Consider the following 15,558-nt stretch of genomic DNA (forward strand, 5'->3'; position numbering starts at 1 on the left):
TGGAACCAGTAGCGCCCGTGTTACCTCTAGGTCCAGTAGGTCCAGTAGGTCCTCGACCGAACGAAGCTGAATTAACTAGGGTAGTTTGTAATTCGGCTATTAGTTTAAGGAGTTCTTGGAGTGTACACGGGTCAATTCGGAATAGCTTTGTAATGTATAGTATATAATTAATTAGGTTTTGAAGTTCAATAAATACAGCACTTGCTACGAAGGTTGGATTTTTTAATATAGTTATTAAGTTTTTAATGATGGCTAATCCTTGTGCTTTCAGAGCGGAAGTGGTGTCTAGTGAACAGATGAATTTGCTTAGTAGGTGCAATGTATCTATTAGATCCTCTATGTTTTTGGGAGATGGATTGGCGAAAAGTTTAGGGATTATTTTTATTAAATCGTTAATGATTGCGCGGAATGTTCTAATTTGCGCTTTAGTAATTGGGATTGTTGGGGTAGTTGGAATGCGTCCAGCGCTAGTTGGAAAGCACGGATTGGAGTATTTATTTTGATCGTCGTTAAAACGAGACATTAAATCTCTCCTTTCTAATAAGAATGTGAACGAAACTCATCATAGTAGATGCAGGGAATGGTTAAATGGTCATCATGAAATTGATTGTTTCGAGAAAAAAATAAAAAAACGCCTTATTATAGGGCGTTTTTTTTATTTTCAGCATATTGATAATACCGTTTTAGTGAAATTTTTGATTTGAAGCCAACTAATTTTATGATCTCTGGCTCTGGGGTTTGTTTTTTTATTAGGCGTAAAATAAACGTGTTCCGGAAATGCTGTCCAGAAATGCCTTTACGTAAATTCGCTCTTGCTACTTCAAGTCGGATCATTTTTTGAATAGCGATTTCTGTTAGTGCTTTTGGTGCGTCGTTTTCATATACCCATCTGTATGTTCCGCGGTTAAAATCGAATGCAACAAACAACGGGTCATTACTATGGTATTTAGGACGAACTGGTTCTGGAATACTTTTATAATATGTGTACAGTTGTTTTTTGTCTTCGGTTGCTAAGGGGATTGTTCTTTCTACTCCTGCGGTTGCTGGAATAGAAAGTGTATTAGTTTCAAAATGAACGTGATGCATAGTTAATGCTGTAAGTTCTTGTAAGGATAGTCCGTAGTCGATTAATAGACTTAAAATGGCAATATTACGATCCATTAATAACGGACGAACAGGACGTTGTTTTTCTGAAAGTCCTTCTAATGAAGTGACTATATGCTTTAATCTTTTTTCTTCATCGGATGAAATGAAATCTTCATTACGCAATGCGCGGTTTGGTTGAATAGTAATTTCCATATTCTTTAATGGATTTGGAATGTTAAGAAAATGATGCATTCTATTTAATACAATAAATACACGATGCATTGTTTTCTCAGAGTAGTGTCGATTCTTTTTTAAGTCTGAAAAGTAATCTTCATAGTCTTTTGTACAAAGTGTTGCCCATATATTACTGGAAGGGAGCTTTTTGTTTTTTTCTAACCAATGTCCAAAATCTTCAATGTCATAAACATAACGTTTAATGGTTGAAGACTTTCGGCCTTTATTCAATAAAAAAATAGAAAAGGCTTGTATTGTATCATGGAATTCCGTTGTTTCCATAGTCCCACCACCTTGATTATTTCTTATATTATAGCAAACTTTTCTGAAAATAGGCATTTGCAAGAGGGACTGGAATAATAATATTTGGTGAGTGGATAAAATGAGGTGATTGTATGGAACAATCGATGCGTAAGAAAAATAACAATCAAATTAATATTGTATTAAACCATCGAAAGAAAATTTCGTTACCGGCATCAGAAAATAAAACGGTAATTTCAAGTGAAACCACTACTAAACATGAGATGTTGCAGAGAATTGAAGAAGAGATGGGAAAACTTGTTGGGATGGATGATATAAAAAAGATAATAAAAGAAATTTATGCTTGGATTTATGTAAATAAAAAAAGGCAAGAGGTGGGATTGAAGTCTGAGAAGCAAGTGCTTCACATGTTATTTAGGGGAAATCCGGGTACTGGGAAGACAACCGTTGCTAGAATGATAGGGAAATTGTTGTTTGAGATGAATATTTTATCGAAGGGGCATTTAGTTGAAGCTGAACGTGCTGATCTTGTAGGTGAGTATATCGGACATACAGCACAAAAGACAAGGGATTTAATAAAGAAGGCTATGGGAGGGATTTTATTTATTGATGAGGCGTATTCATTAGCGCGGGGTGGAGAGAAGGATTTTGGGAAGGAAGCTATTGATACACTTGTGAAGCATATGGAAGATAAGCAGCACGGTTTTGTATTAATTTTAGCTGGATATTCAAGAGAGATGAATCATTTTCTTTCATTAAACCCAGGATTACAATCTCGTTTTCCGTTTATTATTGAATTTGCGGATTACTCGGTAAATCAGTTGTTGGAAATTGGAAAGAGAATGTATGAAGAACGTGAATATCAGTTGTCGAAAGAAGCAGAGTGGAAATTTAGAGACCATTTACACGCGGTAAAGTATTCGTCACAAATTACATCGTTTAGTAATGGGCGCTACGTACGGAATATTGTTGAAAAATCAATTCGCACACAAGCTATGCGATTGTTACAAGAGGATACGTATGATAAATATGATTTAATTGGGATATCAAGTATGGATTTGATGCTTGAAGAGGAGACGCACAGTACGTAAACTGTGCGTCTGTTTTTTGATGTATAAGTACGTTACTCTTTTTTCGCTTTTTCTTGGTAAGATTTATGGAAGCGTTCCATTTTAGCGCTTTTTTCGTGTGCTGAATTAGGATCGTGTGTAATTTGGTCTACTGAGCTTTTTTGAGCACCTTTATTAACATGGTTTGTCATTTGTATTCACCTCGCTTTAAAAGTTAGTATGAACATTATGTAAAGAAAAACTCGTTAGAAAAGAAAAACCTCTTTACGATATGTAAAGAGGTTAGAGCGCTATTTATGCATTGAACGTTCCTTTGTATCAATACGTCTATGCGGTAAATGCCATTTGTAATGAATAGAAATCATGCGGAAGCAAACAATTAAAATGAATAAGGTGTATAGAGCCCAATCGCTAACGATAATTTTAGCGCCAATTAAGAACCCTGCTAAAATCGTCCAAAACGCATATACGTCAGCTCGAAGGACAAGAGGTTTTCTGCGAGCTAAAAGGTCGCGAATAATACCGCCGCCGATGCCTGTTAAAACAGCAGCTACGATTGTAGCGCTGATTGGTAAATCTAGTTTTTGAGCATATAGTGCTCCTTGTACAGCGAATGCTGATAAACCGATGGCGTCCGTGATGTTTTCCCACTTTTTCCAATGTCTAATTAATTTATTTGGAAAAAGAAAAATAATCGTCATTGATAATAGTGCGATTTGGAATAACATGTCTTGTTGCCAAAATGCGATGATTGGATAACCGATTAATAAATTACGAAGGGCACCTCCCCCAAATGCGGTTGCCATTCCTAAAATATATACCCCGAAAATATCATAATCTTCTTCCATTGCAACAATGGCTCCGCTTAGTGCGAAGGCGATTGTGCCTATGATGCTAAAAATCTCCCATGCCATGAATTTTCTCCCCCGCTAACTAGATGAAATATGCTTCCTCTGCTATTATATTAGAAGGTTTAAATTTCGAAAAGGATGAGTGAACATATTTGATGGAAGAAAAAGAAAAAGTCATATTAGTTGGCTGTCAATTGTCGCAAGATGATGATGAAAAATTTATGCATTCCATGAAAGAACTGGCATCGCTAGCAAAGACTGCGCGAGCGGAAGTGTTAGTATCAACGACGCAAAAGCGTCCGAAGTTTCATCCTGCAACTTATATAGGAAAAGGTAAACTAGAAGAGCTTGCTGCGATGACGGAAGAGTTAGAGCCGGCTGTTATTATTTTTAATAATGAGTTAACACCAAGTCAAATTCGGAATTTATCTTCAGTATTAGATGCGAGAGTGATTGACCGAACGCAGTTAATACTAGATATTTTTGCGCAACGTGCGAAATCGAGAGAGGGTAAGCTTCAAGTAGAGTTAGCTCAGTTGCAATATACAATGCCGCGCCTTATGGGGCAAGGTTTGTCTTTATCACGTCTTGGTGGTGGAATTGGTACGAGAGGGCCGGGAGAGACGAAGCTCGAAACGGACCGTCGTCATATTCGATCACGTATTGATGAAATAAAGAAGCAACTTGCGGTTGTTGTAGAACATCGGAAAAGATATCGTGAGAGAAGGAAAGATAATAAAGTATTTCAAATTTCGTTAATTGGGTATACAAATGCAGGGAAATCTACGTTGTTTAATAGATTAACGGAAGCTGATACGTTTGAAGAAAACTTATTGTTTGCAACGCTAGATCCGACGACAAGGAAAATGCCGTTACCTTCTGGTTATACAGTACTTTTGACTGATACGGTTGGTTTTATACAAGATTTACCTACGTCACTAATCGCTGCTTTTCGATCTACGTTAGAAGAAGCTGGGGAAGCGGATGTTATTTTACATGTTGTTGATTCAGCAGATCCTAATTATGTAGGGCATGAGCAGACAGTAAAACAATTATTGTCAGACCTTGAAATTAATCGTATTCCTATTATTACGTTATATAATAAAAAAGATGAATTGCATCAAAACTTCATTCCATTTCCGAAAAGTGATTTCTTAATGACTAGTGCTTTTGAAGAAAGTGATTTACTGCGTATAAAAGAAGCGATAGAAATGAAGATGAAGGAAGAAATGGATGATTATCAAGTGGAAATTCCTCCGAGTGAAGGTAGGTTGTTAACGCTTTTAAAGACGGAAACGTTATTAACTAAAATGGAGTTTCTAGAAGATAAATTTGTATATGATTGTACAGGATATATATTTGCTCATTCATCGCTTAATGGGCAATTAAAGAGATTTTTAGTGGAAGAAGGAGAAAATAATAATGTTTGATCGTTTGAAAAATGGAGAAAAAATTGCTCCAATCGTAAAAGAAGTAGAAAGTCAAATTATAGAAGTGCATAAACGTGTGGATGAAGTAATTGAGAGTAATCAATTTCGTGTGCTAGAAAGTTTTCGTAAACATAAAATTAGTGATTCGCATTTTATTCCGACGACAGGTTATGGGTATGATGATATTGGTCGTGACACGTTAGAGAAAGTGTATGCGGATGTATTTGGAGCGGAAGCGGGTCTTGTTCGTCCTCAAATTATTTCGGGTACTCATGCAATTTCAACAGCTTTATTTGGTATTTTACGTCCGGGAGATGAGTTACTATACATAACGGGGAAACCGTATGATACGTTAGAAGAAATCGTTGGTGTGCGCGGAAAAGGTGTAGGCTCATTTAAAGAATATAATATTGGTTATAACGCAGTTCCGTTAACTGAAGAGGGATTTGTGGACTTTGAAGCTGTTGCAGCTGCGATCCGTAGTAACACGAAGATGATTGGTATTCAACGTTCAAAAGGATATGCTACTCGTCCGTCGTTTACAGTTTCACAAATTAAAGAGATGATTGCGTTTGTTAAAGAGATTAAACCTGATGTTATTGTATTTGTAGATAACTGCTATGGCGAATTTATTGAAGAAAACGAGCCATGTCATGTTGGTGCGGACTTAATGGCAGGTTCTCTTATTAAGAATCCTGGCGGGGGAATTGTTAAAACGGGTGGTTACATAGTCGGTAAAGAACAGTATGTTGAAGCGTGTGCATATCGTCTAACATCTCCAGGGATTGGTGCGGAAGCAGGGGCATCTTTATACAGTCTGCAAGAAATGTATCAAGGTTTCTTCTTAGCGCCGCATGTTGCGGGTCAAGCGCTGAAAGGTGCTATTTTTACGGCGGCATTTTTAGAGAAATTAGGGATGAATACATCACCGGCATGGAATGCACCAAGAACGGATTTAATTCAATCTGTTCAATTTGACGATAAAGATCGTATGATTGCATTCTGTCAAGCGATTCAATATGCATCTCCAATTAATTCTCATTTCACTCCGTATGCAAACTATATGCCGGGATATGAAGATGATGTAATTATGGCTGCTGGGACATTTATTCAAGGCGCAAGTATCGAATTATCTGCGGATGGTCCGATTCGTCCTCCATATGTTGCGTACGTACAAGGTGGATTGACGTATTCTCATGTGAAAATTGCGATTTGTTCTGCAATTGATGCGTTAATTGAAAAAAATCTATTAACAATTTCTTAAAGGGAAGCTGTCGATTTCGACAGCTTTTTTTCGTGTGAAAGTAATGATTTCTGCCATTAGAAAAAAGAATGAAAAAATTTATAAAAAAACCATGTAAGAAAAGCTAACATCTATTGACACTAAACATAACGTGGTATAAAATGAGAAGCAGTTAAGGCGAAGGAGGAACTGAAACAATGAAAGAAGATAGACGTTCTGCCCCGCTGTTTCCTATTGGTATAGTAATGGATTTAACACAATTATCTGCACGTCAAATTCGCTACTATGAAGAGCATAATCTTATTTTTCCAACCCGTACAAAAGGGAATCGTAGATTATTTTCATTTAACGATGTAGATAAATTGTTGGAAATTAAAGATTTGTTAGATCAAGGCTTAAATATGGCCGGAATTAAACAAGTATTGCAAATGAAAGAAAATCAAACAGAAGCAGTGAAAGTAAAAGAAGAAACGAAAGAAATTTCGAAAACTGAGCTTCGCAAAATACTTCGAGATGAACTACAGCATACAGGTAGATTTAATCGAACTTCATTGCGACAAGGTGATATTTCAAGATTTTTTCACTAAAGATAACTGATTCTGAAGGTGTTTAGAGGGACTAAGGAGGAATTTATAATGGCTAGGTACACAAGAGAAGATATTTTCCGTTTGGCGAAAGAAGAGAATGTAAAGTATATCCGTTTACAATTTACGGACCTTTTAGGAGTAATTAAAAACGTAGAAATTCCAGTGAGCCAATTAACAAAAGCTCTTGATAACAAAATGATGTTTGATGGATCTTCTATCGAAGGTTTCGTACGTATTGAAGAATCTGATATGTATTTATATCCAGATTTAGATACTTGGGTAATTTTCCCTTGGACAGCTGAAAAAGGTAAAGTAGCTCGTTTGATCTGTGATATTTACACTGCAGCTGGTGATCCATTTGATGGCGACCCACGTAACAACTTAAAGCGTGTGTTAAAAGAAATGGAAGCATTAGGATTCTCAGATTTCAATCTTGGACCAGAGCCAGAATTCTTCCTATTTAAAGTTGATGAAAAAGGAAATCCAACATTAGAATTAAACGATAACGGTGGATACTTCGACCTTGCGCCGATGGATCTAGGGGAAAACTGTCGTCGTGATATCGTTCTTGAGCTTGAAGAAATGGGCTTTGAAATTGAAGCGTCTCACCATGAGGTTGCACCAGGTCAACACGAAATTGACTTTAAATATGCAAATGCAATTCGCTCATGTGATGACATTCAAACATTCAAACTTGTTGTAAAAACAATTGCTCGTAAACATGGCTTACATGCAACATTTATGCCGAAACCATTATACGGTGTGAACGGTTCAGGTATGCACTGTAACTTATCATTATTTAAAAATGGTGAGAACGTATTCTTCGATCAAAACGGAGACTTACAATTAAGTGATGATGCTCGTCACTTCATCGCGGGTATTTTAAAACATGCACCAGCATTTACAGCGGTAGCAAACCCAACTGTAAACTCTTACAAACGTTTAGTACCTGGATACGAAGCTCCTTGTTACGTAGCATGGTCTGCACAAAACCGTAGCCCATTAGTACGTATCCCTGCATCTCGTGGAATTAGTACACGCGTAGAAGTACGTAGTGTTGACCCAGCTGCAAACCCATATTTAGTAATGGCTACATTATTAGCAGCAGGTCTTGACGGAATTAAAAACAAATTAACTCCACCAGCTGCAGTAGACCGTAACATTTATGTAATGACAAAAGAAGAGCGCGAAGAAGCGGGTATTGTTGACTTACCAGCAACATTAGCGCAAGCATTAGTTACATTACAATCTAATGAAGTAGTATGCGGTGCGCTAGGAGATCATTTACTTGAGCACTTTATCGAAGCGAAAGAGATTGAGTGGGATATCTTTAGAACGCAAGTTCACCAATGGGAACGCGATCAATATATGTCTCTATACTAAGAGAGAATAACGCCCTAATACTACGGTATTAGGGCGTTTTCGTCATTTATCTACAGTGAAAAAACACGAATGTTGTCGTAATATTTTTAGTGTCATCAGGAAGTAATTTAGTGAAAATAATTTGTGTTGACGCGTTCTGTATAAAGAACTAAAATGGCATTAACTAGAAATGTTTGTATATTTAAAAGAATGAAGATATTATTTTTTCTTAAGTTTTAGATGCCAATTTCAATTTGAAGCTCATTGGTTTTAAATGAGGAGGAAAGTTATGGATAAGGAAATAAATTTGAAAAATCTATTTACTATTATACGGAAGAAAATTTGGATAATTCTATTATTTACAACTTTTACAACATTAGGAGGAGCGATTTATAGTATGTATGTAAAAACGCCATTATATGCCTCCTCGGCAAGACTTATTGTCCAAGCTAACGCTGAAACTATGAATACACTGAAAGCAATGGTAAATGAGCCTGTAATATTAGAAAAAGTAGCTGCTGAATTGAATATTAACAGATCTGCAGGTGCATTAAGTGGGCAAATAAGTGCAGAAAGTGTACAAGGCTCCCAGATTATGAAGATAAATGTAGTGGATATGGATCCTGTGCTTGCGCATAAAATTGCAAATACTACAGCGGCTGTTTATAAGAAAGAAGTAGCTACTATATTGAATTTTAATAATGTGAGTATATTACCAGAAGATCCGGTTCAAAAACATTCAATGCCTATCAATGTAAATCATTCTAAGACGATTGCAATTGCATTCCTTATAGGTATGGTGCTAAGTATCGGTTTTATTTTTTTATTGGACTCTCTCGATGAGACAATCAAAACGGAAAGACGCATTGAGCAATTATTAGATATCCCGGTTTTAGGTGGAATTTCTAAAATGAGTAAGAAAAATAAGAAAGACAAATATAGTGAAAAGAATACGTTGTCATTGAAGGAGGAAACGGAGTGGGTTACAAAAATAGACGAAAAACAAATAAAGTTAAAGGAGAAAGTATAATTGTACATACCGCTCCAAGATCGAAAATTTCAGAGCAGTATCGTTCGATTAGAACAAATATTCAATTATCTTCGTCTATTCATAAAAGCAGAACTATAGTTATTACTTCTCCGAGGTACGGTGAAGGAAAATCAACGATTACAGTTAATTTAGCAGTCTCGATAGCACAAAAAGGTGAAAAAGTATTGGTAATAGATGCAAATTTACGAACACCAACGATTCATGAAATGTTCGGAGTAGAAAATACAATTGGATTAACTGATATATTGAGCGGAAAAACAACTTTAGAGGGTGCTGTGAAAAAAACAGAGATGGAAAGTCTGGATGTATTAACTAGCGGACCGATACCATTCAATCCATCTGAAGTAATTAGTTCAGATGTAATGGATATGTTAATTCAAAAGGCGATGGGACGGTACGACATCATATTATTTGATTCTTCTCCTGTATTAGAAGTAACAGATACAAGTGTATTAGCTGATAAGTGTGAAGGAGTATTATTGGTGATTCGTTATAATCGTACTGTGAACGAAGATGCGCTTGAAACGAAAAGAGCGTTAAGTTTTACGAAAAGTAGGATATTAGGTGCGATTTTGAATGGAAAAGTATGAATAATATAAATGTACTTTAGAAAAATAAATTTAAGATTCGTATATGAAGATGTTCTTTATAAAGAATTTTTTGAAGGGCTACGATGTGGTGATGTCTCCTTACCGCTATCAACGGAGGCACTCGATTATGCTGTGGGGTGTGAAAACAACCTTAGATGCGAGTCATCAAGAGCGTAATGTGAGGGAGGGTTAGATGCCCATTTTTATTAAAGTTTGTAGCTATGTGTTTTTAGTAAAGAGAATATAGCTACAAACTTTATTTTTGAAATAAATTGGGAAGAGTTATGTAAGGAATTGATTAAAGGGGGAAGTAATATGACGTATCGACGGAGGATATCGCTATTGCTTTTAATGGATTCACTGATTGTATTAGGTGCAATTTTTTTTAGTTATTTCTTTGTAAATGCTAGCTTCAGTGTTATCACTTTATCATCAGTTATTAGTTCTATCACTTTATTATTAGGTCATCATTTGTTTGCTTTTGTTTATAAGTTATACAAAAAAGCTTGGGAATACGCAAGTATAGGTGAACTACTCATTATATGCAAAGTTGTTACATTTTCTATTATCACTACAGCGGTTGTGCAACAACTAATCATGCAAAAAATGTATTTTCGATTGTTAGTTGTAACTTGGATGATTCATATTTTATTAATTGGTGGTTCGCGTTTTATGTGGAGAATGTATAGAGATACTTATTATGTGAAAAATGGTGAAAAAAAAAGAACTTTAATTGTTGGTGCTGGTTCAGCTGGGACAATGGTTGCAAGACAGTTGTTAAAGAATAGTGCTGCCGAATTAATACCAGTCGCATTTATGGATGATAATGTAAAAAAACATAACCTTGATATTTGGGGTATTCCAGTAATTGGTGGTATTAATCAAATTGAGTACGTCATTAAAAATCTGAATATTGAAATAATAATTTTAGCAATTCCCTCATTAAACAAAAGAGAGCAAAATGTTATTTTGAAAAGATGTTTAAAAACAGAAGTGAAAACTCAAATTCTTCCGATGTTAGAAGACTTAGTAACGGGTAAAGTTTCGGTGAATGAATTCAGGGATGTTCAAGTAGAAGATTTATTAGGGCGCGATCCTATAGAACTTGATGTGGATGTTATTTCAGATTATATAACTGACAAAGTCATTTTAGTTACTGGTGCAGGAGGTTCGATTGGTTCGGAAATCTGTAGACAAATTGCAAAATTCAGGCCAAAAAAGTTGATTTTACTAGGGCATGGGGAGAACAGTATTTATTCTATAGAAATGGAATTAAATAGAAAATATGGAGATGTGAAAGGCACGTTTATTCCTGAAATCGCAGATATACAAGATGAAAAGAAGATGCAATTAATTATGAGCAAACATCTTCCGAATGTTGTATATCATGCAGCTGCACATAAACATGTACCACTAATGGAGAATAATCCTGAAGAGGCTGTTAAAAATAATTTGATTGGGACTATGAATATAGCAGAGGCAGCGAGAGCGCATGGAGTGGGAACATTTGTCATGATTTCTTCGGATAAAGCAGTGAACCCGACGAGTGTTATGGGAGCAACGAAAAAATTGGCGGAGATGGTTATTCAAAATAAAGATAAAATAAGTCATACAAAGTTTGTTACTGTACGATTTGGGAATGTCTTAGGAAGTAGAGGCAGTGTTATTCCTTTGTTTAAGAAGCAAATACAAAACGGTGGACCAGTTACAGTTACTCATCCAGATATGATTAGGTATTTTATGACAATCCCGGAAGCATCAAGACTTGTAGTGCAAGCTGGTGCTTTAGCTAAAGGTGGAGAGATTTTTGTTTTAGACATGGGAGAACCAGTAAAAATTGTCGACCTTGCCAAAAATCTTATTCGATTATCAGGAAATTCTGTGGATGAAATAGGAATAGAATTTACTGGTATACGCCCAGGGGAGAAACTTTTTGAAGAATTACTAAAAGAAGATGAAATGAATGAAAAGCAAATTCATCCGAGGATTTACGTAGGACAAGAAATGAATGTTCGTATAGAAGAAATAGAAGAGTTTATTTCAAATTATACAGATTTAAACGAAGTAGAATTAAGAAAGAGATTGTTAAACTTAGTGAATAAGCGTAAAACTTTAAAACTATTAATACCGGTATCTGGTTAATAGAAAAAATTTATTATAAGACGGGTGCGTGGGATGGTGTCTAAAAAAGTTCTGTTTTGTGCAACTGTGGATTATCATTTTAAAGCTTTTCATTTACCATATTTGAAATGGTTTGCAGACCAAGGATGGGAAGTACATGTTGCAGCGAATGGGAATATACATCTTCCGTACGTAACTCAAAAATATAATATTCCTATTCAAAGATCACCTCTTAGCATACAAAACCTCCACGCATATAAAAAACTAAAATCAATTATTCATCAAAATAAATATAATATCATTCATTGTCATACGCCCATGGGAGGAGTAATTGCTCGTTTAGCTGCTCGAAAAGCAAGGCAGCAAGGAACGAAAGTCGTATATACAGCACATGGATTTCATTTTTGTAAAGGATCACCGTATATGAATTGGTTACTCTATTATCCGATTGAAAGAATTCTAGCTTCTCATACGGATTGCTTAATAACAATTAACCAAGAAGATTATGATTTAGCAGTTAAACATCGCTTTCCAGTGAAAGATATTAAGCTAGTTCACGGTGTAGGAATAGATGTACAACGGTTTACTTCTGTAACTGAAATTGAGAAACGAGAATTAAAGCTACAATGTGGCTATAAATCACAAGATTTTTTAATGTTTTATGCTGCTGAATTTAATAAGAATAAAAATCAAAGCTTTTTAATCCGTGTATTAGCACAATTGAAAAATGAAATGCCACATGCGAAGCTTTTGCTGGCTGGAGAAGGTCCGTTAATAGAAGAGTGTAAAAAAATAGCTACTCAACTAGGAGTGACTAACATGGTTCATTTTCTCGGTTACAGAAATGATATAGCTTCCTTACTACAGATGTGTAATCTTGCGGTTGCATCCAGTTACAGGGAGGGTTTGCCAGTTAATATTATGGAGGCCATGGCTTGTGGACTTCCGGTTGTAGCTACTGATAACCGGGGACATAGGGAATTGATTATTAATAATAAAAATGGTTGGATTGTAGATCGTGATGATATAAAAGCCATGGCTGACAGGATAAAGGGTATTTCTATAAATCCTAAAGTATTAGCTCAGATGGGGCAGTATGGATGTACTAGTATTAAAAATCAATATTCAGTCAATGAAGTGTTAAAAGAGAAACAAGAAATTTATACAACATTCATGGGTGAAATGGAGGAGTTAAGGTGGGTACTCCATTAAGAGTATTACACGTAGTCGTAAATATGAATAGAGGCGGCGCCGAAACGCTAATTATGAATTTATATCGCAATATAGATCGTTCCAAAGTTCAATTTGATTTTTTAACGTGTAAAGAAGGAGTGTTTGATGAAGAAATAGTAAAGTTAGGCGGGGAAATTCATAGAATTCCATATATCACAAACGTTGGACATAGAGGATATATAAAGGCACTGGATGCTTTCTTTACCTCTCATCAAGAATATAGAATTGTACATTCACACATGGATAAAATGAGCGGATTTGTACTTCGTTCTGCTAAGAAGGCGGGAATACCGGTTAGGATTGCTCACAGTCATAGTACAAGTAGTGAGGGTGGGACTATAGCAAAGGTATATAAATGGTATGCAGGTGCATTTATTATACCGTGTGCAACACATTTTTTAGCATGTTCAATAGCTGCAGCGCAATGGTTGTTTCCTGATAGAGCAAGTATAACTGAAATTTTAAAAAATGGAATTGAATGTGCTAAGTTTGCATTTTCTTCAGAAATTAGAGAACAAGTAAGAAAAGAACTGAAACTTCATGAGGATGCCTTTGTGATTGGACATGTCGGAAGATTTGCATATCCTAAAAATCATACTTTTCTAATAGACATTTTTGCTCAATTAATAGAATCTCGACCGAAATCTATTCTTTTGTTAGTAGGAGATGGACCACTTCGGGTAGAAATGGAGAAGAAAATAGAGAAACTAAATCTAACAAATAGGGTTAAGTTTCTAGGAATACGTAGTGATATTAATCGTTTATTACAGGCGGTTGATGTATTTGTATTTCCATCTATTTATGAAGGATTACCAGTTACTCTTATTGAAGCACAAGGAGCAGGTCTACCGTGTGTTATATCGGACAATATTACGCAAGATGTAGATCTGGGTTTGAATTTAGTTGAACAGTGCTCTTTGTTAGATGTAAGAGAGTGGATAGGGAAATTACAAAGTATAGCGGATAGGAAGATATCGCGGAGCATTGCACAATTTACGTTAGCTGAAAAAGGATACGATATAAAAAATATTACTGGTTTCACTCAAAAATTCTATGTAGCAGTATCGAGGTGAGAAAATTGAAAAAACTAACTATTTTTACCCCTACATATAATAGAGCGTATTGTCTTCAGGGATGTTATGAAAGCTTGAAGGAGCAAACGTGTAAAGATTTTATATGGCTTATTATAGATGATGGATCTGATGATAATACAAAGGAGTTAGTACATTCTTGGATTTCTGAAGATTACATAGACATAGGGTATTATTGGCAACCAAATCAAGGGATGCATGGTGCTCATAATACAGCTTATGAAATGATTGATACAGAACTCAATGTATGTATTGATTCAGATGATTCAATGCCCAGTGATGCCGTAGAGAAAATCATTACTTTTTGGAATGAAAACGGAAATGAACAAGTAAGTGGGATAATCGCTCTTGATTTATATAAAGATGAGAAAGTAATTGGTTCAAAATTACCATTAAATCTTAAGCGTTCTACACTTTTTAATCTCTACAATAAACATGGTGTAACTGGAGATAAGAAATTAGTATATCGTACAGAACTAACAAAGAAGTATCCATATCCGATTTTTAAAAATGAGAAGTATGTAGGTTTAGCATATAAATATTATATGTTGGATCAGAAATATGAGATGTTACTGATGAATGAAGCTCTTTGCTATGTTGAATATATGCCTGATGGTTCATCAATGAATATGCTAAATCAATATCGTAAAAATCCAAGAGGTTTTGCTTTTTATCGTAAGGAACTTATGAAATTACCATTTACTAATCGAGTATTCAAGTATAGGCAAGCTGTACATTATGTATCCAGCAGCTTCATGGCGAGAAATAAAAGATTTATACAAGAGTCGCCATGCAAAGGTCTGACGATTTGTGCATTACCATTTGGGATTATTCTTTATAGTTACATTACAATGAAAACAAGAATGGAAGTAAATATATAGGGATTTACTTAGTAAGTAAATGAGAGGACATAATAATGACTATACTTTGGATGAATCTTTTTATCGTATTCATACTCGCATTTTTTGCAAGGTATTTTGCTATGCCGGTAACTACAGGAATTGTGATGTTAAAGCCGAATCGATTATTGATTTTAATGGCGACTACCTCTCTTGTATTAGTATCTGGTTTTAGAAATAATATTGGTGATACGTATTTTTATATGCATGCTTTTAAAGTTACTGATTTCAATTGGGGGTATATTCAAAGTAGTAAGGATGTTGGGTTTAGTATTTTACAAATGATATTAAAAGTGTATACGGATGATCCTCAAGTTCTAATTTTTATAACAGCGTTAATAACAAATATATTAATAGTAGCAGTTCTATATAAATATTCAAGAATGATTGATTTAAGTTTATATGTGTATATAGCATCGGGTATGTATTTAGTTTCAATGAATGGATTG

General features: G+C 35.2%; 16 protein-coding genes. 12 read left to right on the forward strand and 4 right to left on the reverse strand.

The features are described 5' to 3' along the window. The coding region (locus V7038_RS24840) for a collagen-like repeat preface domain-containing protein (RefSeq protein ID WP_335695793.1) at positions 1–523 on the reverse strand (523 nt) is incomplete at its 3' end. Positions 524–639: 116 nt separating this feature from the next. Further along, on the reverse strand, positions 640–1,602 hold the full coding sequence (locus V7038_RS24845) for a tyrosine-type recombinase/integrase (RefSeq protein ID WP_002111260.1): 963 nt from the start codon (positions 1,600–1,602) through the stop codon (positions 640–642). 113 nt (positions 1,603–1,715) lie between these two features. Here V7038_RS24845 and spoVK point away from each other — a divergent pair, with 113 nt between their 5' ends. Then, positions 1,716–2,672 (forward strand): stage V sporulation protein K, encoded by a 957-nt coding sequence (spoVK, locus tag V7038_RS24850; RefSeq protein WP_002111259.1) that lies wholly within the window; start codon positions 1,716–1,718, stop codon positions 2,670–2,672. Positions 2,673–2,704: 32 nt separating this feature from the next. On the opposite strand, the gene V7038_RS24855 is transcribed toward spoVK, so the two are convergent. Both V7038_RS24855 and V7038_RS24860 read right to left on the reverse strand, forming a co-directional pair. Beyond that, positions 2,705–2,842, reverse strand: a complete 138-nt coding sequence (locus V7038_RS24855) for a hypothetical protein (RefSeq protein ID WP_002111258.1) — start codon at positions 2,840–2,842, stop codon at positions 2,705–2,707. A 99-nt stretch (positions 2,843–2,941) separates the two neighbouring features. Further along, entirely contained in the window at positions 2,942–3,565 is a 624-nt protein-coding gene (locus V7038_RS24860) for a TRIC cation channel family protein (RefSeq protein ID WP_199692750.1), read from the reverse strand. A gap of 92 nt (positions 3,566–3,657) precedes the next feature. On the opposite strand from V7038_RS24860, the gene hflX reads away from it, so the two are divergent. The 11 genes from hflX to V7038_RS24915 form a co-directional block, all read left to right on the forward strand. Further along, a complete protein-coding gene (hflX, locus tag V7038_RS24865; RefSeq protein ID WP_002111256.1) occupies positions 3,658–4,932 on the forward strand; it encodes a GTPase HflX in 1,275 nt (424 codons plus the stop codon). Beyond that, a complete protein-coding gene (locus V7038_RS24870; RefSeq protein ID WP_002111255.1) occupies positions 4,925–6,196 on the forward strand; it encodes an aminotransferase class I/II-fold pyridoxal phosphate-dependent enzyme in 1,272 nt (423 codons plus the stop codon). The genes hflX and V7038_RS24870 overlap by 8 nt, the downstream gene beginning before the upstream one ends. A gap of 176 nt (positions 6,197–6,372) precedes the next feature. Beyond that, the gene (gene glnR, locus V7038_RS24875; RefSeq protein WP_002111254.1) at positions 6,373–6,762 is read left to right on the forward strand and encodes a transcriptional repressor GlnR; all 390 of its coding nucleotides are present in this window, start codon (positions 6,373–6,375) and stop codon (positions 6,760–6,762) included. 48 nt (positions 6,763–6,810) lie between these two features. Then, a complete protein-coding gene (gene glnA, locus V7038_RS24880; protein WP_002111253.1) occupies positions 6,811–8,145 on the forward strand; it encodes a type I glutamate--ammonia ligase in 1,335 nt (444 codons plus the stop codon). Between the two features lie 268 nt (positions 8,146–8,413). Continuing rightward, positions 8,414–9,154: a YveK family protein gene (locus V7038_RS24885; RefSeq protein WP_199661307.1), complete on the forward strand. Its 741-nt coding sequence runs from the start codon at positions 8,414–8,416 to the stop codon at positions 9,152–9,154. Beyond that, entirely contained in the window at positions 9,103–9,765 is a 663-nt protein-coding gene (locus V7038_RS24890; protein WP_002111249.1) for a CpsD/CapB family tyrosine-protein kinase, read from the forward strand. The genes V7038_RS24885 and V7038_RS24890 overlap by 52 nt, the downstream gene beginning before the upstream one ends. A gap of 315 nt (positions 9,766–10,080) precedes the next feature. Next, positions 10,081–11,907, forward strand: a complete 1,827-nt coding sequence (locus tag V7038_RS24895; protein ID WP_335695794.1) for a polysaccharide biosynthesis protein — start codon at positions 10,081–10,083, stop codon at positions 11,905–11,907. Between the two features lie 33 nt (positions 11,908–11,940). Further along, positions 11,941–13,098 (forward strand): glycosyltransferase family 4 protein, encoded by a 1,158-nt coding sequence (locus V7038_RS24900; protein ID WP_070146836.1) that lies wholly within the window; start codon positions 11,941–11,943, stop codon positions 13,096–13,098. After that, positions 13,083–14,192 (forward strand): glycosyltransferase family 1 protein, encoded by a 1,110-nt coding sequence (locus V7038_RS24905; RefSeq protein ID WP_070146835.1) that lies wholly within the window; start codon positions 13,083–13,085, stop codon positions 14,190–14,192. Before V7038_RS24900 ends, V7038_RS24905 begins: the two co-directional genes overlap by 16 nt. Positions 14,193–14,197: 5 nt before the next feature. Next, positions 14,198–15,091, forward strand: coding sequence for a glycosyltransferase family 2 protein (locus V7038_RS24910; RefSeq protein WP_070146834.1), 894 nt, complete (start codon positions 14,198–14,200; stop codon positions 15,089–15,091). Between the two features lie 35 nt (positions 15,092–15,126). After that, positions 15,127–15,558, forward strand: a 432-nt coding sequence (locus V7038_RS24915; protein ID WP_335695795.1) for an EpsG family protein, incomplete at its 3' end; no start/stop codon positions are given.

Origin of the sequence: Bacillus sp. JJ783 (assembly GCF_036963225.1) — a bacterium.
Taxonomy (GTDB): domain Bacteria; phylum Bacillota; class Bacilli; order Bacillales; family Bacillaceae_G; genus Bacillus_A; species Bacillus_A cereus_U.